Origin of the sequence: Rhizobium sp. LC145, assembly GCF_001005825.1 — a bacterium.
Taxonomy (GTDB): domain Bacteria; phylum Pseudomonadota; class Alphaproteobacteria; order Rhizobiales; family Rhizobiaceae; genus Neorhizobium.
This window is the reverse complement of sequence record NZ_LBHV01000004.1, coordinates 500,038-515,105: the sequence shown is the minus strand read 5'-3', so window position 1 is coordinate 515,105 and position 15,068 is coordinate 500,038. Positions and strand designations below refer to the sequence as shown.

The 15,068-nt window shown below is 62.5% G+C and carries 14 protein-coding genes; 11 read left to right on the top strand and 3 right to left on the bottom strand.

The features are described 5' to 3' along the window. Positions 1-4 precede the first annotated feature (4 nt). Positions 5-916 (bottom strand): LysR family transcriptional regulator, encoded by a 912-nt coding sequence (locus YH62_RS14040; protein WP_046794830.1) that lies wholly within the window; start codon positions 914-916, stop codon positions 5-7. 177 nt (positions 917-1,093) lie between these two features. On the opposite strand from YH62_RS14040, the gene YH62_RS14035 reads away from it, so the two are divergent. The 11 genes from YH62_RS14035 (at position 1,094) to YH62_RS13985 (ending at position 12,593) form a co-directional block, all read left to right on the top strand. After that, complete coding sequence (locus YH62_RS14035) at positions 1,094-2,299, top strand: ABC transporter substrate-binding protein (protein WP_046794829.1); 1,206 nt, start codon at positions 1,094-1,096, stop codon at positions 2,297-2,299. 5 nt (positions 2,300-2,304) lie between these two features. Beyond that, positions 2,305-3,087 (top strand): ABC transporter ATP-binding protein, encoded by a 783-nt coding sequence (locus tag YH62_RS14030; protein ID WP_046794828.1) that lies wholly within the window; start codon positions 2,305-2,307, stop codon positions 3,085-3,087. A gap of 1 nt (position 3,088) precedes the next feature. Further along, complete coding sequence (locus YH62_RS14025; RefSeq protein WP_046794827.1) at positions 3,089-3,790, top strand: ABC transporter ATP-binding protein; 702 nt, start codon at positions 3,089-3,091, stop codon at positions 3,788-3,790. A gap of 4 nt (positions 3,791-3,794) precedes the next feature. Next, positions 3,795-4,682, top strand: coding sequence for a branched-chain amino acid ABC transporter permease (locus YH62_RS14020; RefSeq protein ID WP_046794826.1), 888 nt, complete (start codon positions 3,795-3,797; stop codon positions 4,680-4,682). Between the two features lies 1 nt (position 4,683). Then, positions 4,684-5,682, top strand: a complete 999-nt coding sequence (locus YH62_RS14015) for a branched-chain amino acid ABC transporter permease (RefSeq protein ID WP_046794825.1) — start codon at positions 4,684-4,686, stop codon at positions 5,680-5,682. A 232-nt stretch (positions 5,683-5,914) separates the two neighbouring features. Continuing rightward, positions 5,915-7,510 (top strand): GMC family oxidoreductase N-terminal domain-containing protein, encoded by a 1,596-nt coding sequence (locus tag YH62_RS14010; RefSeq protein ID WP_046794824.1) that lies wholly within the window; start codon positions 5,915-5,917, stop codon positions 7,508-7,510. A gap of 26 nt (positions 7,511-7,536) precedes the next feature. Further along, a complete protein-coding gene (locus YH62_RS14005) occupies positions 7,537-8,616 on the top strand; it encodes an enoyl-CoA hydratase/isomerase family protein (RefSeq protein ID WP_046794823.1) in 1,080 nt (359 codons plus the stop codon). Positions 8,617-8,765: 149 nt separating this feature from the next. Next, positions 8,766-9,752: a thiosulfate ABC transporter substrate-binding protein CysP gene (gene cysP / locus YH62_RS14000; protein WP_046794822.1), complete on the top strand. Its 987-nt coding sequence runs from the start codon at positions 8,766-8,768 to the stop codon at positions 9,750-9,752. Between the two features lie 77 nt (positions 9,753-9,829). Then, complete coding sequence (gene cysT / locus YH62_RS13995) at positions 9,830-10,651, top strand: sulfate ABC transporter permease subunit CysT (protein ID WP_046794821.1); 822 nt, start codon at positions 9,830-9,832, stop codon at positions 10,649-10,651. Positions 10,652-10,653: 2 nt separating this feature from the next. Continuing rightward, entirely contained in the window at positions 10,654-11,565 is a 912-nt protein-coding gene (cysW, locus tag YH62_RS13990) for a sulfate ABC transporter permease subunit CysW (RefSeq protein ID WP_046794820.1), read from the top strand. Further along, positions 11,562-12,593: a sulfate/molybdate ABC transporter ATP-binding protein gene (locus tag YH62_RS13985; protein WP_046794819.1), complete on the top strand. Its 1,032-nt coding sequence runs from the start codon at positions 11,562-11,564 to the stop codon at positions 12,591-12,593. The genes cysW and YH62_RS13985 overlap by 4 nt, the downstream gene beginning before the upstream one ends. A gap of 120 nt (positions 12,594-12,713) precedes the next feature. On the opposite strand, the gene YH62_RS13980 is transcribed toward YH62_RS13985, so the two are convergent. After that, a complete protein-coding gene (locus YH62_RS13980) occupies positions 12,714-14,162 on the bottom strand; it encodes an NAD-dependent succinate-semialdehyde dehydrogenase (RefSeq protein WP_348625757.1) in 1,449 nt (482 codons plus the stop codon). Between the two features lie 266 nt (positions 14,163-14,428). Then, complete coding sequence (locus YH62_RS13975) at positions 14,429-15,010, bottom strand: cupin domain-containing protein (RefSeq protein WP_046794817.1); 582 nt, start codon at positions 15,008-15,010, stop codon at positions 14,429-14,431. Positions 15,011-15,068 lie beyond the last annotated feature (58 nt).

Sequence of the window (15,068 nt, the reverse complement as noted above, 5' to 3'; positions counted from 1 at the left end):
TTCCTCACGATTTGCGGAGGAAGGCGTCCTTGTTGGCGTTTACGGCGGCGACGATATAGTCCGCCACCACCCGCACGCGCGGGATCTGGCTGAGGTCCCGATGCCGGATCAGCCAGTAGTTCCGCAAGAGGTCGACTTCATCGGGCAGCACGATCTCGAGATCGGGCTGGTGCCGGGCGATGAAATGCGGCAGCACGCAAAGGCCGAGGCCGTTTCGCGTCGCCGTCAGCTGCGCGAAAATGCTGGAACTCTGGAAGCGCGGCTTGATGCCCGGGTGCACGTCGCCCAAATAGTCGAGGCCGGGCGCGAAGATCATATCCTCGATATAGCCGATGAAGGGATGGGCGAGGAGGTCTTCCCTGCAGGCGATAGGCTCGTTTCGGGCGAGATAGGTTTTCGCGCCGTAGACGTTGAGTGTGTAGTCGGTGATCTTCTCGATGAGGTAGGGCCCGCCCTTCGGCGGATCGAGGGTGACGGCGATATCCGCCTCCTTGCGGGAAAGCGACATGATCTGCTGGATCGTCACCAGTTCCAGCGAGAGGTTCGGGTGCTGCGCCGTGAACTCGCCCATCCGATGGGCGAAGAAGAAGTTCGCGAAGCCTTCCGGCGCGCTCAGGCGGACGACGCCCCGTTGCGCCGTGCTGCCCGAGACGATGTCCGCCTGCAGGCGGTCCGCCTCCAGTTCTATCTTTTCCGCAGTGTCGATGAAGCGCTGGCCCATGGCGGTCAGAACATAGCCGCGCGGATTGCGCTCGAAGAGCTTCACCTTGAGGGCGAATTCCAGCCGGTCGATGCGGCGGGAAACGGTGGCGTGGCTGGTGCGCAGGTGACGGGCCGCCGTCGACAATTGCCCGGTTCGGGCGACCGCCAGGAAGTATTGCAGATCGTCCCAGGTGAAATTCGGATTTCCGCTCATGCTCCTCCCGCAGTTCTGTTCAAAAATGCACAGATGCTGTTTGCAATTAATTGGGTGCGCCTCCTTGCGTCAACCGGAGTTTTCCGGAACCATGGGGTCGGAATGACCGCTTTGAGGAGGGCGGCTCGCCAATTTTGAACAGATTCGCAATCTGGCACTCTCTGGGAGGAGAAATTCATGCGAAAGAATCTCATTGCCTCGTTGGCATTTCTGCTGGCCGGCAGCACCGCCGCGCTCGGGCAGAGCGTATCCGATGGCAAGGTGAAGATCGGCATTCTGAACGATCAGTCCGGCGTTTATGCCGATTTCGGCGGCAAGTCCTCGGTCGAGGCCGCGAAGATGGCCGTCGAGGATTTCGGCGGGAAGGTGCTCGACATGCCGATCGAGATCGTCGATGCCGACCACCAGAACAAGCCGGATATCGCCTCCAATATCGCCCGCCAGTGGTATGATACCGAGCAGGTCGATGCCATCATGGAGCTGACGACCTCGTCGGTCGCGCTCGCGGTGCAGGCGCTCGGCAAGGAAAAGAAGAAGATCGACATCGTCACCGGCGCGGCGACCACCGACCTTACCGGCAAACAGTGCAGCCCCTACGGCTTCCATTGGGCCTATGACACGCATGCGCTGGCAGTCGGCACCGGCGGCGCGCTGGTGAAGCAGGGCGGTGACAGCTGGTTCTTCCTGACCGCCGACTATGCCTTCGGCTATTCGCTGGAGCAGCAGACGAGCGACTTCGTCAAATCGAGCGGTGGCCAGGTCGTCGGGGCGGTCCGACATCCGCTGGCGACCACCGATTTCTCCTCCTTCCTGCTTCAGGCGCAATCTTCCGGCGCCAAGGTGATCGGGCTGGCGAATGCGGGCCTCGATACCTCCAACGCCATCAAGCAGGCGGCGGAATTCGGGATCACCGCCGGTGGCCAGAACCTCGCCGCTCTGCTCTTCACGCTTGCGGAAGTGCACGGCCTCGGGCTCGAGGCGGCGCAGGGCCTGACGCTGACGGAAGGCTATTATTGGAACCTCGACGACCAGAGCCGCGAGTTCGCCAAGAAATTCTTCGCGCGCACCAACAAGATGCCGAACATGGTGCATAGCGGCACCTATTCCTCGGTGCTGCAATATCTGAAGGCCATCGAGAAGGCCGGCACCGACGAGACGGAGGCTGTCGCCAAGGCGCTGCACGAAATGCCGGTGGACGATTTCTTCGGTCGCGGCGGCACGGTCGCGGCGAACGGGCGCATGATCCACGACATGTACCTGCTGCAGGTGAAGAAGCCGGAAGACAGCAAGGAGCCGTGGGACTACTTCAACGTGCTCGCCACCATTCCCGGCAAGGAAGCCTATATGGACCCTGCCAAGAGCGGCTGCGAGCTGGTGAAGTAAATCTCATGGCGGTCTCCGCGACATTGACGGACAACGAGCCGCGGGTGGTGCTTTCCGCCCGCGGCCTCAGCAAGAACTTCGGCGCCTTCGCTGCGGTGAAGAACGTCGATCTGGACGTGCGGCATCAGCGCGTGCATGCGCTGATCGGTCCGAACGGGGCCGGCAAGACGACGGTGTTCAACTTGCTGACCAAGTTCCTGCAGCCGACGGCCGGTTCCATCACCCTGCTTGGCTCCGACATCACCAAGACACCGCCGGACAAGGTGGCGCGGATGGGCTTGGTGCGGTCCTTCCAGATATCCGCCGTTTTTCCGCATCTTACCGTGCTGGACAATGTGCGGGTGGCATTGCAGCGGCCGAACAGTCTCTCGACCCAGTTTTGGCTGCCCATGTCTTCGCTCAACCGGTTGAACGCCCGCGCCGACGAACTCATCGAGGCAGTGGGCCTCAAGCGCGAGCGCAACGCGCTTGCCGCCGATCTTTCCTATGGCCGCAAGCGGGTGCTGGAGATCGCGACCACGCTGGCGCTCGACCCGAAGGTCCTGCTGCTCGACGAGCCGATGGCCGGCATGGGGCAGGAGGATATAGGCACGGTTTCCAGCATCATCCGCAAGGTCGCAAAGGAGCGCGCGGTGCTGATGGTGGAGCATAATCTATCGGTGGTCGCCGATATCTGCCATCATGTCACCGTGCTCCAGCGAGGCGAGATCCTCGCAGAAGGCGATTACGCCGCCGTCAGCCGGGACGAGCGTGTGCGGCTCGCCTACATGGGCACGGAGGAGGCGTAAGATGAAACCTCTTCTGCAAGTCTCCAATCTCAATGCCTGGTATGGCGAAAGCCATGTCCTGCACGGCGTCGATATGACGGTGGGCGAGGGTGAAACGATCACCATTCTCGGGCGCAACGGCGTCGGCAAGACCACGACGCTGCGCACCATCATGGGCATCATTCGCGAGCGGAAAGGCGAAATCCGTTTTGACGGCAGGGACATGCTTTCCGTGCCGCTGCACCGCACGGCGCATGTGGGCCTCGGCTTCGTGCCGGAGGAGCGCGGCATATTCTCGACGCTGACTGTCGAAGAAAACCTGATGTTGCCGCCGGTCGTCGCAGAAGGCGGCATGTCGATCCGGGAAATCTACGATCTCTTTCCCAATCTCGAGGAGCGGCGTTCGAGCCCCGGCACCAAGCTTTCCGGCGGCGAGCAGCAGATGCTGGCGATCGCCCGCATCCTGCGCACCGGCGTACGCCTCCTTGTCCTCGACGAACCCACCGAGGGGCTCGCGCCCGTCATCGTGCAGCGCATCGGCGAGGTTTTGAAGAAACTCAAGGAACGCGGCATGACGGTACTGCTGGTGGAGCAGAACTTCCGCTTCGCAAGCCGCGTCGCGGACCGCTTCTACCTGATGGATCACGGTAGAATGGTGGCGGATTTCCCGGTTTCAGAACTGCCTGCCCGCATGGACAAGCTGCATAAAGTGTTGGGGGTATGACGCCATGACCATGATCTTCGGCATACCGCTCCAGGCCTTTCTCGGTCAGTTGCTGATCGGCCTCATCAACGGCTCGTTCTATGCGCTCTTGAGCCTCGGGCTTGCGGTCATCTTCGGGCTTCTGCGCGTCATCAACTTCGCTCACGGCGCGCAATATATGCTCGGCGCCTTCGCCGCCATGCTGCTCTTGCAGTATTTCGGCATCAACTACTGGTTCGCGCTCATCCTCGCGCCGGTGATCGTCGGCCTTTTCGGCGCGCTGATCGAACGCACGCTGCTGTCGCGGCTCTACAAGCTCGACCATCTCTACGGTCTGCTGTTCACCTTCGGTCTGGCGCTGACGATCGAGGGCACCTTCCGCTATCTCTACGGCGCTGCCGGCCAGCCCTATTCGGTGCCGCCCGCGCTTGCCGGGGGAACGAATCTCGGTTTCATGTTCTTGCCCATCTATCGCGGCTGGGTGGTGGTCGTGTCGCTTGCCGCCTGCATCGGCACATGGCTGCTCATCGAAAAGACCAAGCTCGGCTCATACCTGCGCGCGGCGACGGAAAACCCCGTTCTGGTGCAGGCCTTCGGCGTCAACGTGCCGATGCTGCTCACGCTCACCTACGGCATCGGCGCCGGTCTTGCGGCCTTCGCCGGCGTGCTGGCCGCGCCCATCTATCAGGTCTCGCCGCTGATGGGCAGCAACATCATCATCGTGGTGTTCGCGGTGGTCGTGGTCGGCGGCATGGGTTCGATCATGGGCGCCATCCTTACCGGCTACATGTTGGGCATCGCGGAGGGGTTGACCAAGGTTTTCTATCCGGAGGCGTCCAACATCGTCATCTTCGTCATCATGGCGATCGTGCTTCTGATCCGGCCTGCCGGTCTTTTCGGAAGGGATGCGTGATATGACCGATCTCACCCACAGCACTACTTCCGCGAAACGGACGGAGCGTTCGGCCACCGCATCGATGACCTATGCGATCTTCCTCGCGGCGGGCCTGGCCCTCCTGGTTATCGCACCGGCCTTCTTCTATCCGATCTTCCTGATGAAGCTCCTCTGCTTCGCGCTTTTCGCCTGCGCCTTCAATCTGCTGCTCGGCTATACCGGACTGCTTTCCTTCGGTCATGCGACCTTCTTTGGCGGAGCTGCCTACTTCACCGCCCATGCGGTAAAGGAATGGGGACTTACACCGGAGCTCGGGATTCTGCTCGGCGTCGCCGGCGCCGCCATTCTCGGTCTCGTCATGGGTTTCGTGGCGATCCGCCGGCAGGGCATCTATTTCGCGATGATCACGCTGGCGCTCTCGCAGATGTTCTATTTCTTCTGCCTGCAGGCGGAGTTCACGCAAGGCGAAGACGGCATCCAGTCCGTGCCGCGCGGCCACCTTTTCGGGCTCGTCGATCTCAACCAGCCGACCAACATGTACTATTTCGTGCTGGCGGTGTTCGTCATCGGCCTGCTCATCATCTGGCGGTTCATCAACTCGCCCTTCGGCATGATCCTCAAATCGATCCGCGAGAACGAGGCGCGGGCCACCTCGCTCGGCTATTCCGTCGCCCGCTACAAGCTCGGTGCCTTCGTGATGTCTGCGGCGCTCGCGGGGCTGGCGGGAGGCGTCAAGGCGCTGGTCTTCCAGTTCGCGACGCTGACGGATGTCACCTGGCAGATGTCCGGCGAGGTGATCCTGATGACGCTGCTCGGCGGCATCGGCACGCTGATCGGGCCGATCTTCGGCGCCGGGCTGGTGGTGACGCTGCAGAACTATCTCGCGACCTCAGATTTCCCGGTAACGATCATCACGGGCGTCGTGTTCATGGTCTGCGTTCTCCTCTTCCGGCGCGGCCTCATCGGAGAATTCTACGCCTCGCGGCTCGGCCGGAAGCTCGGCTTCGAGCACCGGTGAGAGGGTGCATCTTATCGGGTGAGTTGCCACGTCCCCGTCATTCCTGTGCTTGCCACAGGAATCCAGCCACGGCGCGTCCGCGCCGTGAAAGGGCTCTCATGATGATGCGCAAGAGAATCTCCTGCGCCCAAGGACTTGGGCGCACTGGATTCCTGTGACGGATCCTCGGATCAAGTCCGAGGACAGGAATGACAGGAAGTAAGACGCAGCAGGCTAACGTTGGAACGGTAGCATGGAAAACTACGACTACATCATCATCGGAGCGGGAAGCGCCGGCTGCGTGCTAGCGAACCGCCTGTCCGCCGACAGCCGTAACCGCGTCCTGCTGCTGGAGGCCGGCGGTAGGGACAATTACCACTGGGTGCATATCCCCGTCGGCTATCTCTATTGCATCAACAATCCGCGGACCGACTGGTGCTTCACCACCGAGAAGGAAGAGGGGCTGAACGGCCGTTCGCTTTTCTATCCGCGCGGCAAGATCCTCGGCGGCTGCTCCTCGATCAACGGCATGATCTACATGCGCGGCCAGGCGCGCGACTACGACCTTTGGCGGCAGATGGGCTGCACCGGCTGGGGCTGGGACGATGTGCTTCCCTATTTCAGGAAATCCCAGGATTTCTATAAGGGCGCCGACGAGATGCACGGCGCGGGCGGTGAATGGCGGGTCGAGAAGGCGCGCGTCCGTTGGGCGGTGCTGGATGCCTTCCAAAAGGCGGCCGAAGAGGCCGGCATCCCGATTATCGAGGATTTCAACCGCGGCAATAACGAGGGTTCCAGCTATTTCGACGTCAACCAGCGCTCTGGTATCCGCTGGAATACGTCCAAAGCGTTCCTGCGGCCGGCATTGAGCCGTAAGAACCTGAATGTACTGACCAAAGCGCATGTCCGGCGGCTGATCATCGAGAACGGCGAAGTGAGGGGCGTCGAGTTCCAGCATGAAGGCGGGATGAAACAGGCGCGCGCGCTGCGCGAGACGGTGCTCAGCGCCGGTGCGATCGGTACGCCGCAGATCCTGGAGCTTTCCGGCATCGGCCGAGGCGATGTGCTGCAAAATGCCGGGATCGAGATCGTAAAGGAAGTGGCGGGCGTTGGCGAAAACCTGCAGGATCATCTGCAATTGCGCATGGTCTACAAGGTCACAGGCGTGCCGACGCTCAACGAAAAGGCCTCGCGCCTTCTCGGCAAGGCGTCGATCGGACTCGAATATGCCTTCCGCCGTTCGGGGCCTATGTCCATGGCGCCAAGCCAACTTGGCATCTTCACCCGCTCGGGACCGGACAAGGAGACGCCGGACCTGCAGTATCATGTCCAGCCGGTCTCGCTCGACAAGTTCGGCGATCCGGTGCACGCCTTCCCGGCCATGACCGCGAGCGTCTGCAATCTGCGGCCGGAAAGCCGGGGTTCGGTGCACGCCAAGAGCCCGGATTTCGCCGCGCAGCCGGCCATCGCGCCGAATTACCTCTCCGCGCCTGCCGATCGCGACATCGCCGTGCAGGCAATGCGTCTCACGCGGGAAATCGTGAAGATGCCGTCCTTCGCCCGCTACCACCCGGAGGAGTACAAACCTGGCCCCTCCTATGAGACGGACGAGGATCTGGAAAGGGCGGCGGGCGATATCGGCACGACGATCTTCCACCCGGTCGGGACCGCTCGCATGGGCGCTGACCCGGAAAGCGTCGTCGATATCAGGCTGAAAATGCGCGCTCTCGGCAGGCTTCGTATCGCCGATGCCTCGATCATGCCCAATATCACCTCCGGAAATACCAATTCGCCGACTATCATGATCGCCGAAAAGGCGGCCGAGATGATCCTGGCCGACAATCGCTAACACTTGGCATCGAACCGGAGACAAGCATGCAAGATCCCCTGATCCAGAACGATGAAATCCTTCTGGGCCGTGCCGGCACCGTAGCGCTTCTTCGCCTCAACCGACCGAAGGCGCTGAACAGCCTCAATCTTCCAATGGTTCGCGAGATGCGGCAGGCGATGGAGGACTTCGCAGCCGATCCGGAAGTTTCCTGCGTCGTGCTGAAGGGCGAGGGGGAGCGGGGGCTCTGCGCCGGCGGGGATATCCGCGTCATCTACCAGGCAGGGAAGGCCGGCGATCCGGAAGTGACGCGCTTCTGGCGGGAGGAGTTTCCGCTGAACTACCTGATCTCGCACTATGCCAAGCCCTATGTGGCGCTGATGGACGGCATCACTATGGGCGGCGGCGTTGGGCTCGCTTCGCATGGCCGGCACCGGATCGTCACGGAACGCACGCGGCTCGCGATGCCGGAAACCGGCATCGGCTATTTTCCCGATGTCGGGGCGACCTGGCTCCTGCCGAAAGCGCCCGGCGAGGTCGGTACCTGGCTTGCACTGACCGGTGAGGTGATCGGCGCAGCGGATGCGATCTACGCCAACCTCGCGGATGTCTGCGTTCCTTCGGAAAGGCTCGCTGCGCTGGTGGAAGCGCTCGGCGAGCTCAAGGGCGGGGCGTCCGATGAGCAGGTGCGGGCGGTCATCGACCGTTTCGCCGTGATGCCGGGCGAAAGCCGGCTGGAGGCGGAACGCGCCCTCATCGATCGTGCCTTCCGTTTCGATACGGTCGAGGAGATAGTTGCGGCATTGGAGAAGGAAGAGGGCGAGTTTGCCGCGAATGCTCGGGAGATCATCGCAAAACGCTCGCCGACCAGCCTCAAGCTGGCGCTGCGGTTGATCCGGCTTGGGCGCGGCAGTTCCGGACTGGTGGAGTGCCTGGAGCGGGAGTTCGCGGCGGGCTCGGAGGTTCTCCGCAACCACGATTTCTACGAGGGCGTTCGGGCAGCGATCATCGACAAGGACCGCAATCCGCAATGGTCTCCCGCCGCGCTTTCGCAGGTGAGCGAGGCTGACATAGACCGCTATCTGGTGGCGGAACATGCGGTGCTCTTTCCCGACCACCGGCTCTGACTCGGGAGGCTGAGGAAAAGCGTCGCCAAATACCTCTGAAAATGGAGGAAAATTCCAACCGCGAGACCGGCAGCGGTTGCCGGTTTCTCGTGATTCTCCGTCGCTCTCGGTAGTTTCGTCGCCAATCAGACGAATTACCGGAGACTTTCATGAACCGCCTCCTGATCCTCGGCACCGCCATTGCCGCGCTTTTCGCCGCGCCGGCATTCGCGCAAGCGCCGACGACCATCCTCAACGCCTCCTATGACGTGGCCCGCGAGCTCTTCGCGGCCGAGAACGAGGCTTTCATCAAGCAGCACCCCGGCATCACCGTCGATCAGTCGCATGCCGGCACCTCCAAGCAGGCCCGTTCGATCGTCGAGGGTCTCGAGGCCGACGTGGTGACCTTCAACCAGGTGACCGATGTGAACTTCCTGGTGAAGCAGGGCTTCGTTTCCGAAGACTGGCAGAAGGATTTCGCCAACGACGCCTCGCCCTTCTATTCCTTCCCGTCCTTCCTGGTGCGCGCCGGCAACCCAAAGAACATCAAGGATTGGGGCGATCTCGCCCGTGACGACGTGCACGCAGTCTTCCCGAACCCGAAGACCTCCGGCAATGCGCGCTATACCTATCTCGCAGCCTATGCCTGGGCGAACGAGGCCTATCATGGCGATGCGGAGAAGATCGAAGCCTATATCACCAAGATTTTCGACAACGTTCCGGTTTTCGACACCGGCGGCCGCGCCGCAACGACGACCTTCGTCGAACGTGAGATCGGCGATGTGCTGATCACCTTCGAGGCGGAAACGCGCGGCATCGCCAAGCAGTACGGCGCAGACAAGGTCGAGGGCGTGACCCCATCGGTCAGCCTGCTTGCCGAATTCCCGGTCGCGATCGTCGACAAGGTCGCGGACAAGCGCGGCTCGCGCGAACTCGCGAAATCCTATCTCGACTTCCTCTACACCGAGGAAGGCCAGCGCATCGCCGCCGAGTTCGGTCACCGCGTGCATGACGAGAAGGTAGGGGCCGAGTTCAAGGACAAGTTCCCGGAAATCCGCCTCGTCAATGTCGACGACGTCTTCGGCGGCTGGGACAAGATCCAGGAAGAGCACTTCGCCTCCGGCGGCACTCTCGACAAGATCTACGGCAGCCGCTAAGCGCCTGACCATAGTTTTCCTCCCATGAACCCGGCGGGCGAAAGCCCGCCGGGTCTTGCCGTGACAGGGAAAGAACATTGAAACGCAACGTGCTGCCCGGGCTGCGCCTCTCGCTGGGTGTAACCCTTTTCTATGTCGGGTTGATCGTGGTGCTGCCCATTGCCGCGCTGGTCTTCAAGGCCGCGAGCCTCGGTCCGGCCGACTACTGGCAGATCGTCTCCTCCGCGCGAGCGGTCGCGAGCTATCGCGTGACGGTGCTCTCGGCCCTCGGCGCCACGATCTTCAACCTCTTCTTCGGGCTGGCGCTTGCCTGGGTGCTGACGCGCTATCGCTTTCGCGGCTGGCGCATCGTCGATGCCATGGTCGACCTGCCCTTCGCCCTGCCGACGGCGGTTGCCGGCATCGCTCTGACAGCGCTTTTCGCCAATAATGGCTGGTTCGGCTCCGTGCTTGCCGATCTCGGCATCAAGGTGGCCTATACGCCGCTCGGTATCATGATCGCCATGTGCTTCACCTCGCTGCCCTTCATTGTCCGCACGGTGCAGCCGGTGCTGGAGGACCTCGATCCGGCGCTGGAGGAAGCTGCGCAATCGCTCGGCGGTTCGGATTGGGAAATCTTCCGCAAGGTCATCCTGCCGCTTCTGACGCCGGCGCTGCTCGCCGGCGTCTCTCTTTCCTTCGCCCGGTCGCTCGGGGAGTTCGGCGCGATCATCTTCATCGCCGGCAACCAGCCGATGTCGACGGAGATCACCGCGCTCCTCGTCTTCATCCGGCTCGAGGAATATGACTACCAGGCCGCTGCGGCCATCGCTTCCGTGCTGCTCCTGACCGCCTTCGTGATGCTCGCGGTCACCAACACGCTGCAGGCGCGGGCGCTGCGCTATACGGTGAGGAGCTGACCATGAGCGCAAATCTCACTCCAAATCTCGGGCGCAGAAAGCCGCCGCGCGTCGGCGACGGACCGCTCTTTCGCAGAGCGCTTATCGGCACCGTGCTGGTGATCGGCGCCTTTCTCATCCTGGCGCCACTCATCGTCATCGGCTTCGAAGCGTTCAAGCAGGGCTGGAAAACCTATAGCGCTACAATCGCCAATCCGGATACGCGGCATGCGATCCTGCTGACGGTGGTGACCGCGCTCATTGCCGTGCCGGTCAATACCGCCTTCGGTGTCGCCGCGGCCTGGGCGATCACCAAGTTCGATTTCCGGGGCAAGCGCTTCCTGCTGGTTCTCATCGAAATCCCCTTCTCGGTCTCGCCGATCGTCGCGGGTGTCGCCTATCTCTTCGTCTACGGCCTGCAGGGCATTTTCGGCCCCTATTTCGATGCGCATGGCATCAAGGTCCTCTTCGCTCTGCCTGGCATCATTCTCGCCTCCATGTTCGTGACGGCGCCTTTCGTGGCGCGCGAACTCATTCCGCTCATGCAGTCGCAGGGACGCGATCTGGAGGAAGCGGCTACCTCGCTCGGCGCATCCGGCTGGCGGACCTTCATCTCGGTCACCCTGCCCAACATAAAATGGGCGCTGCTCTACGGTGTCGTGCTCTGCAATGCGCGCGTGATGGGCGAGTTCGGCGCGGTCTCGGTTGTTTCCGGCAATATCCGCGGCCAGACGAACACGCTGCCGCTGCATATCGAACTGCTCTATCACGATTATCAGACGGCCGGCGCCTTCGCCTCGGCCTCCATCCTGGCGATCATCGCCGTCTTCACCATCATCGCCAAGGTGGCGCTGGAAAAGCAGGGCGCAGGCCGCGCCCGCAAAACCGCCACCCGTCCGGCGCTCGCCTCCAATCCTGCGGAGAAGCCCTCATGAAGATCCGCCTCGACCATGTGGTCAAAACCTTCGATACCTTCCGCGCCGTGAAGGACGTCTCGCTCGATATCGAAAGCGGCGAACTGGTGGCGCTACTCGGGCCGTCCGGCTCGGGCAAGACGACGATCCTGCGCATGGTGGCGGGGCTCGAATATTCCGATGGCGGCCACATCTATTTCGGCGAACAGGACGCGACCGATATTCCGGTCCGGGATCGCGGCGTCGGTTTCGTCTTCCAGCACTACGCGCTCTTCCCGCATATGACAGTGGCCGAGAACATCGCCTTCGGCATGAAGGTTTCCAAGGTCAAGCGCGAGAAGGCAGCGATCGATGCCCGTGTCACCGAACTCTTGCGGCTCGTGCGGCTGGAGGGCCTCGGCGACCGCTTTCCGGCGCAGATCTCCGGCGGCCAGCGGCAGCGCGTGGCGCTTGCCCGCGCGCTGGCCGTCGATCCCAAGGTGTTGCTGCTCGACGAGCCGTTCGGGGCGCTCGACGCCAATGTGCGCAAGGATCTGCGCCGGTGGCTACGCGAAATCCATGAGGAACTCGGCATTACCACGCTCTTCGTCACCCATGACCAGGAAGAAGCCCTCGATCTCGCCGATCGGGTGGTGATCCTGAAGGACGGGCAGATCGTCCAGCAGGGCACGCCGGAGGAGGTCTGCCGCAATCCGCAGTCGGCCTTCGTGATGCGGTTCCTCGGCGATGCCAATGTGCTTTCGGCGGAGGTGCGCGACGGCAAGGCCCATGTCGGCGGGACGGCGATTGATGTCGAGGGGCTGGCGGAAGGCAAGGCGGAGCTCTATGCGCGGCCAAGCGATCTCGACTGGTCGGAGCAGGGGCCGGGCATTCCGGCGCTTATTTCTCGTGTTCTCGACCGGGCAGATGGTCGCCGCGTGATCGCGACAACTGAGGCCGGCGAGCACCTGGAATTCGACGTGGCGCCCGAGCGTACCGTGAAGGCAGGAGAGGGCGGTTTCGTGACCGTCAGGCGCGCGAAGGTGTTTGCTGCCCCACCTCCCCCTTGAGGGGGGAGGTCGTCGCGAAGCGACGGGTGGGGGTGAAATCTGTTGCGGGGATCCGAAATGTCACCCCACCCCGGACCTTCGGTCCGACCCTCCCCCTCAAGGGGAGGGCGAGCCGCGTCCTTAGCTCATCTGGCTGACGAAACGGGTCTCCAGATATGCTTCCGTCGCTTCCGAGCCGCCTTCCGTGCCGTAGCCGGAATCCTTGATTCCGCCGAAGGGCACTTCCGGCAGCGCAAGGCCGTTGTGGTTGATCGTCAGCATGCCCGCTTCGACCTGGCGGCCGAGTTCGTGCGCGGTCTTCACCGAGCCGGTGAAGGCATAGGAAGCAAGCCCGAAGGGCAGGCGGTTGGCTTCCTCGATCGCGTCCTCGAAGGTGGAGAAGCGGTTGACGATGGCAAGCGGCCCGAAGGGCTCGTCGTTCATCACCTTGGCGGAAGTCGGCACATCGGCGACCACGGTCGGCTCGAAGAAATAGCCCTTGTTGCCGATCCGGCGCCCGCCGGCCTTGATCTCGGCGCCGTTTGCCACGGCATCGTTGATCATGTCTTCCATGGCCGGGATGCGACGGTCATTGGCAAGCGGCCCCATGGCGACGCCCTCTTCCAGACCATTGCCGACCTTGATCGCCCGTGCAGCCTTCACGAAGCCGTCGAGGAACTTGTCGGCGATGCCGTCCTGCACCAGGAAACGGGTCGGCGCGACGCAGACCTGACCTGCGTTGCGGAACTTCGCCCCCGCCGTCACCTCGATCGCCTTTTCGAGATCGGCGTCGTTGAAGATGATTGCCGGCGCGTGGCCGCCAAGCTCCATGGTGGCGCGCTTCATGTGCCTGCCGGCGAGCGCCGCCAGGTGCTTGCCGACCGGGGTCGAGCCGGTAAAGGAGATCTTGCGGATCACCGGATGCGGGATCAGGTATTCGGAAATCTCTGCCGGAACACCGTAAACCAGGTTGACGACGCCCGCCGGGACGCCGGCATCGGCGAAGGCGCGGATAAGTTCGGCCGGCGAAGCCGGGGTTTCTTCCGGAGCCTTGACGATGATCGAGCAGCCGGTGGAAAGGGCGGCCGAAAGCTTGCGGACGATCTGGTTGATCGGGAAGTTCCAGGGCGTGAAGGCGGCAACCGGTCCGACCGGCACTTTCATCGCAAGCTGCGAAACGCCGGAGAAACGGGCCGGAATGATCTGTCCATAGGTACGGCGGGATTCCTCCGCGAACCAGTCGATCGTGTCGGCGGCGCCCATGACCTCCATCTTGGACTGCGCAAGCGGCTTGCCCTGTTCGCGGGTCATCATCACCGCGATCGTCTCGGCGCGTGAACGCAGCAGATCGGCGGCCTTGCGCATGATCTTGGAGCGCTCGAAGGCAGACGTTTCGCGCCAGACTTTGAACCCCTTGGCGGCCGCTTCAAGCGCCAGGTCGAGGTCGGCCTTGCGGGCATGGGCAATCTGACCGATCACTTCTTCGGTCGCGGGGTCGATGACCGGAATGGTCTCGCCGCCGATGGCGTTGCGCCACTCGCCGTTGATGAAAAGCTTGACGTTCGGATAGGTCATGGGAGGCACCTTCATTCAAAACAAGCCGCGCGAAAGGCTATGAACCGATGCGCTGCTGGGGAGGAGGATCGGGCTAAAAGAATTCCGCTCTGGTATATGGCGGCGAGGTCGGCATCGGGGGTCCGGCCAATGCAGCGTTCCTTGCCTGTTGGACATCGGCTTGCGCTCCGGCGATGGACCCTGTGGGAGGTTTGCCGCAGCGCCACTAGACCTAGGCATTCTCACTATAATTGACAATGGGTTCAATCGCCGCGGCCCGGCTTTTTGATCCCTCTTCGGCCTCAGAGATAGGGCGGCGTGACGGCGCTGACGATCTCGCAAAGTTCCGTCCCGACATTGCGATAACGGTGCGGCAAGCGGCTGTCGAACAGGAAGGCATCGCCTTTTTTGAGGATACGCGTCTGGTTGCCGACGGTCAGTTCCAGTTCGCCGGCCACGACGACCCCGCCTTCCTCGGCCTCGTGCTGCAGCATGGTCTCGCCCGTATCCGCGCCCGGCTGGTAGAACTCGTGGAAAATCTGCACATTATGGGATTTTACATCCCCGACTTGCAAAAGGGTCAGAGGTCCCCTGGCAAGAGGAATGAGTTCGTCGGCGCGGTAGAATATCTGGTCGACCGGCGGCAGGGTGAGCGCGAAGAAATCGGTCAGCGGATAGGAGATCGCCTCCAGGATTTTCTTCAGCGAAGAGACGGAAGGGCTGACCTTGTTCTTCTCGATCAGCGACACGAGGGAATGCGTTACTCCCGCCTTCACGGCGAGCGCCCGCTGCGAGAGTCCGTGCTGACGGCGGACGCTGCGAAGCCTTTCGCCGACATCGAATTCACCGGCGGGGGTTTCCGAGGCCTCTTTCGTGGCGTGCATTATACTTGACGGTCCTTCTGCCTCGATTTTCTGCTCGCTGCACGATGCGGGCCTCGTT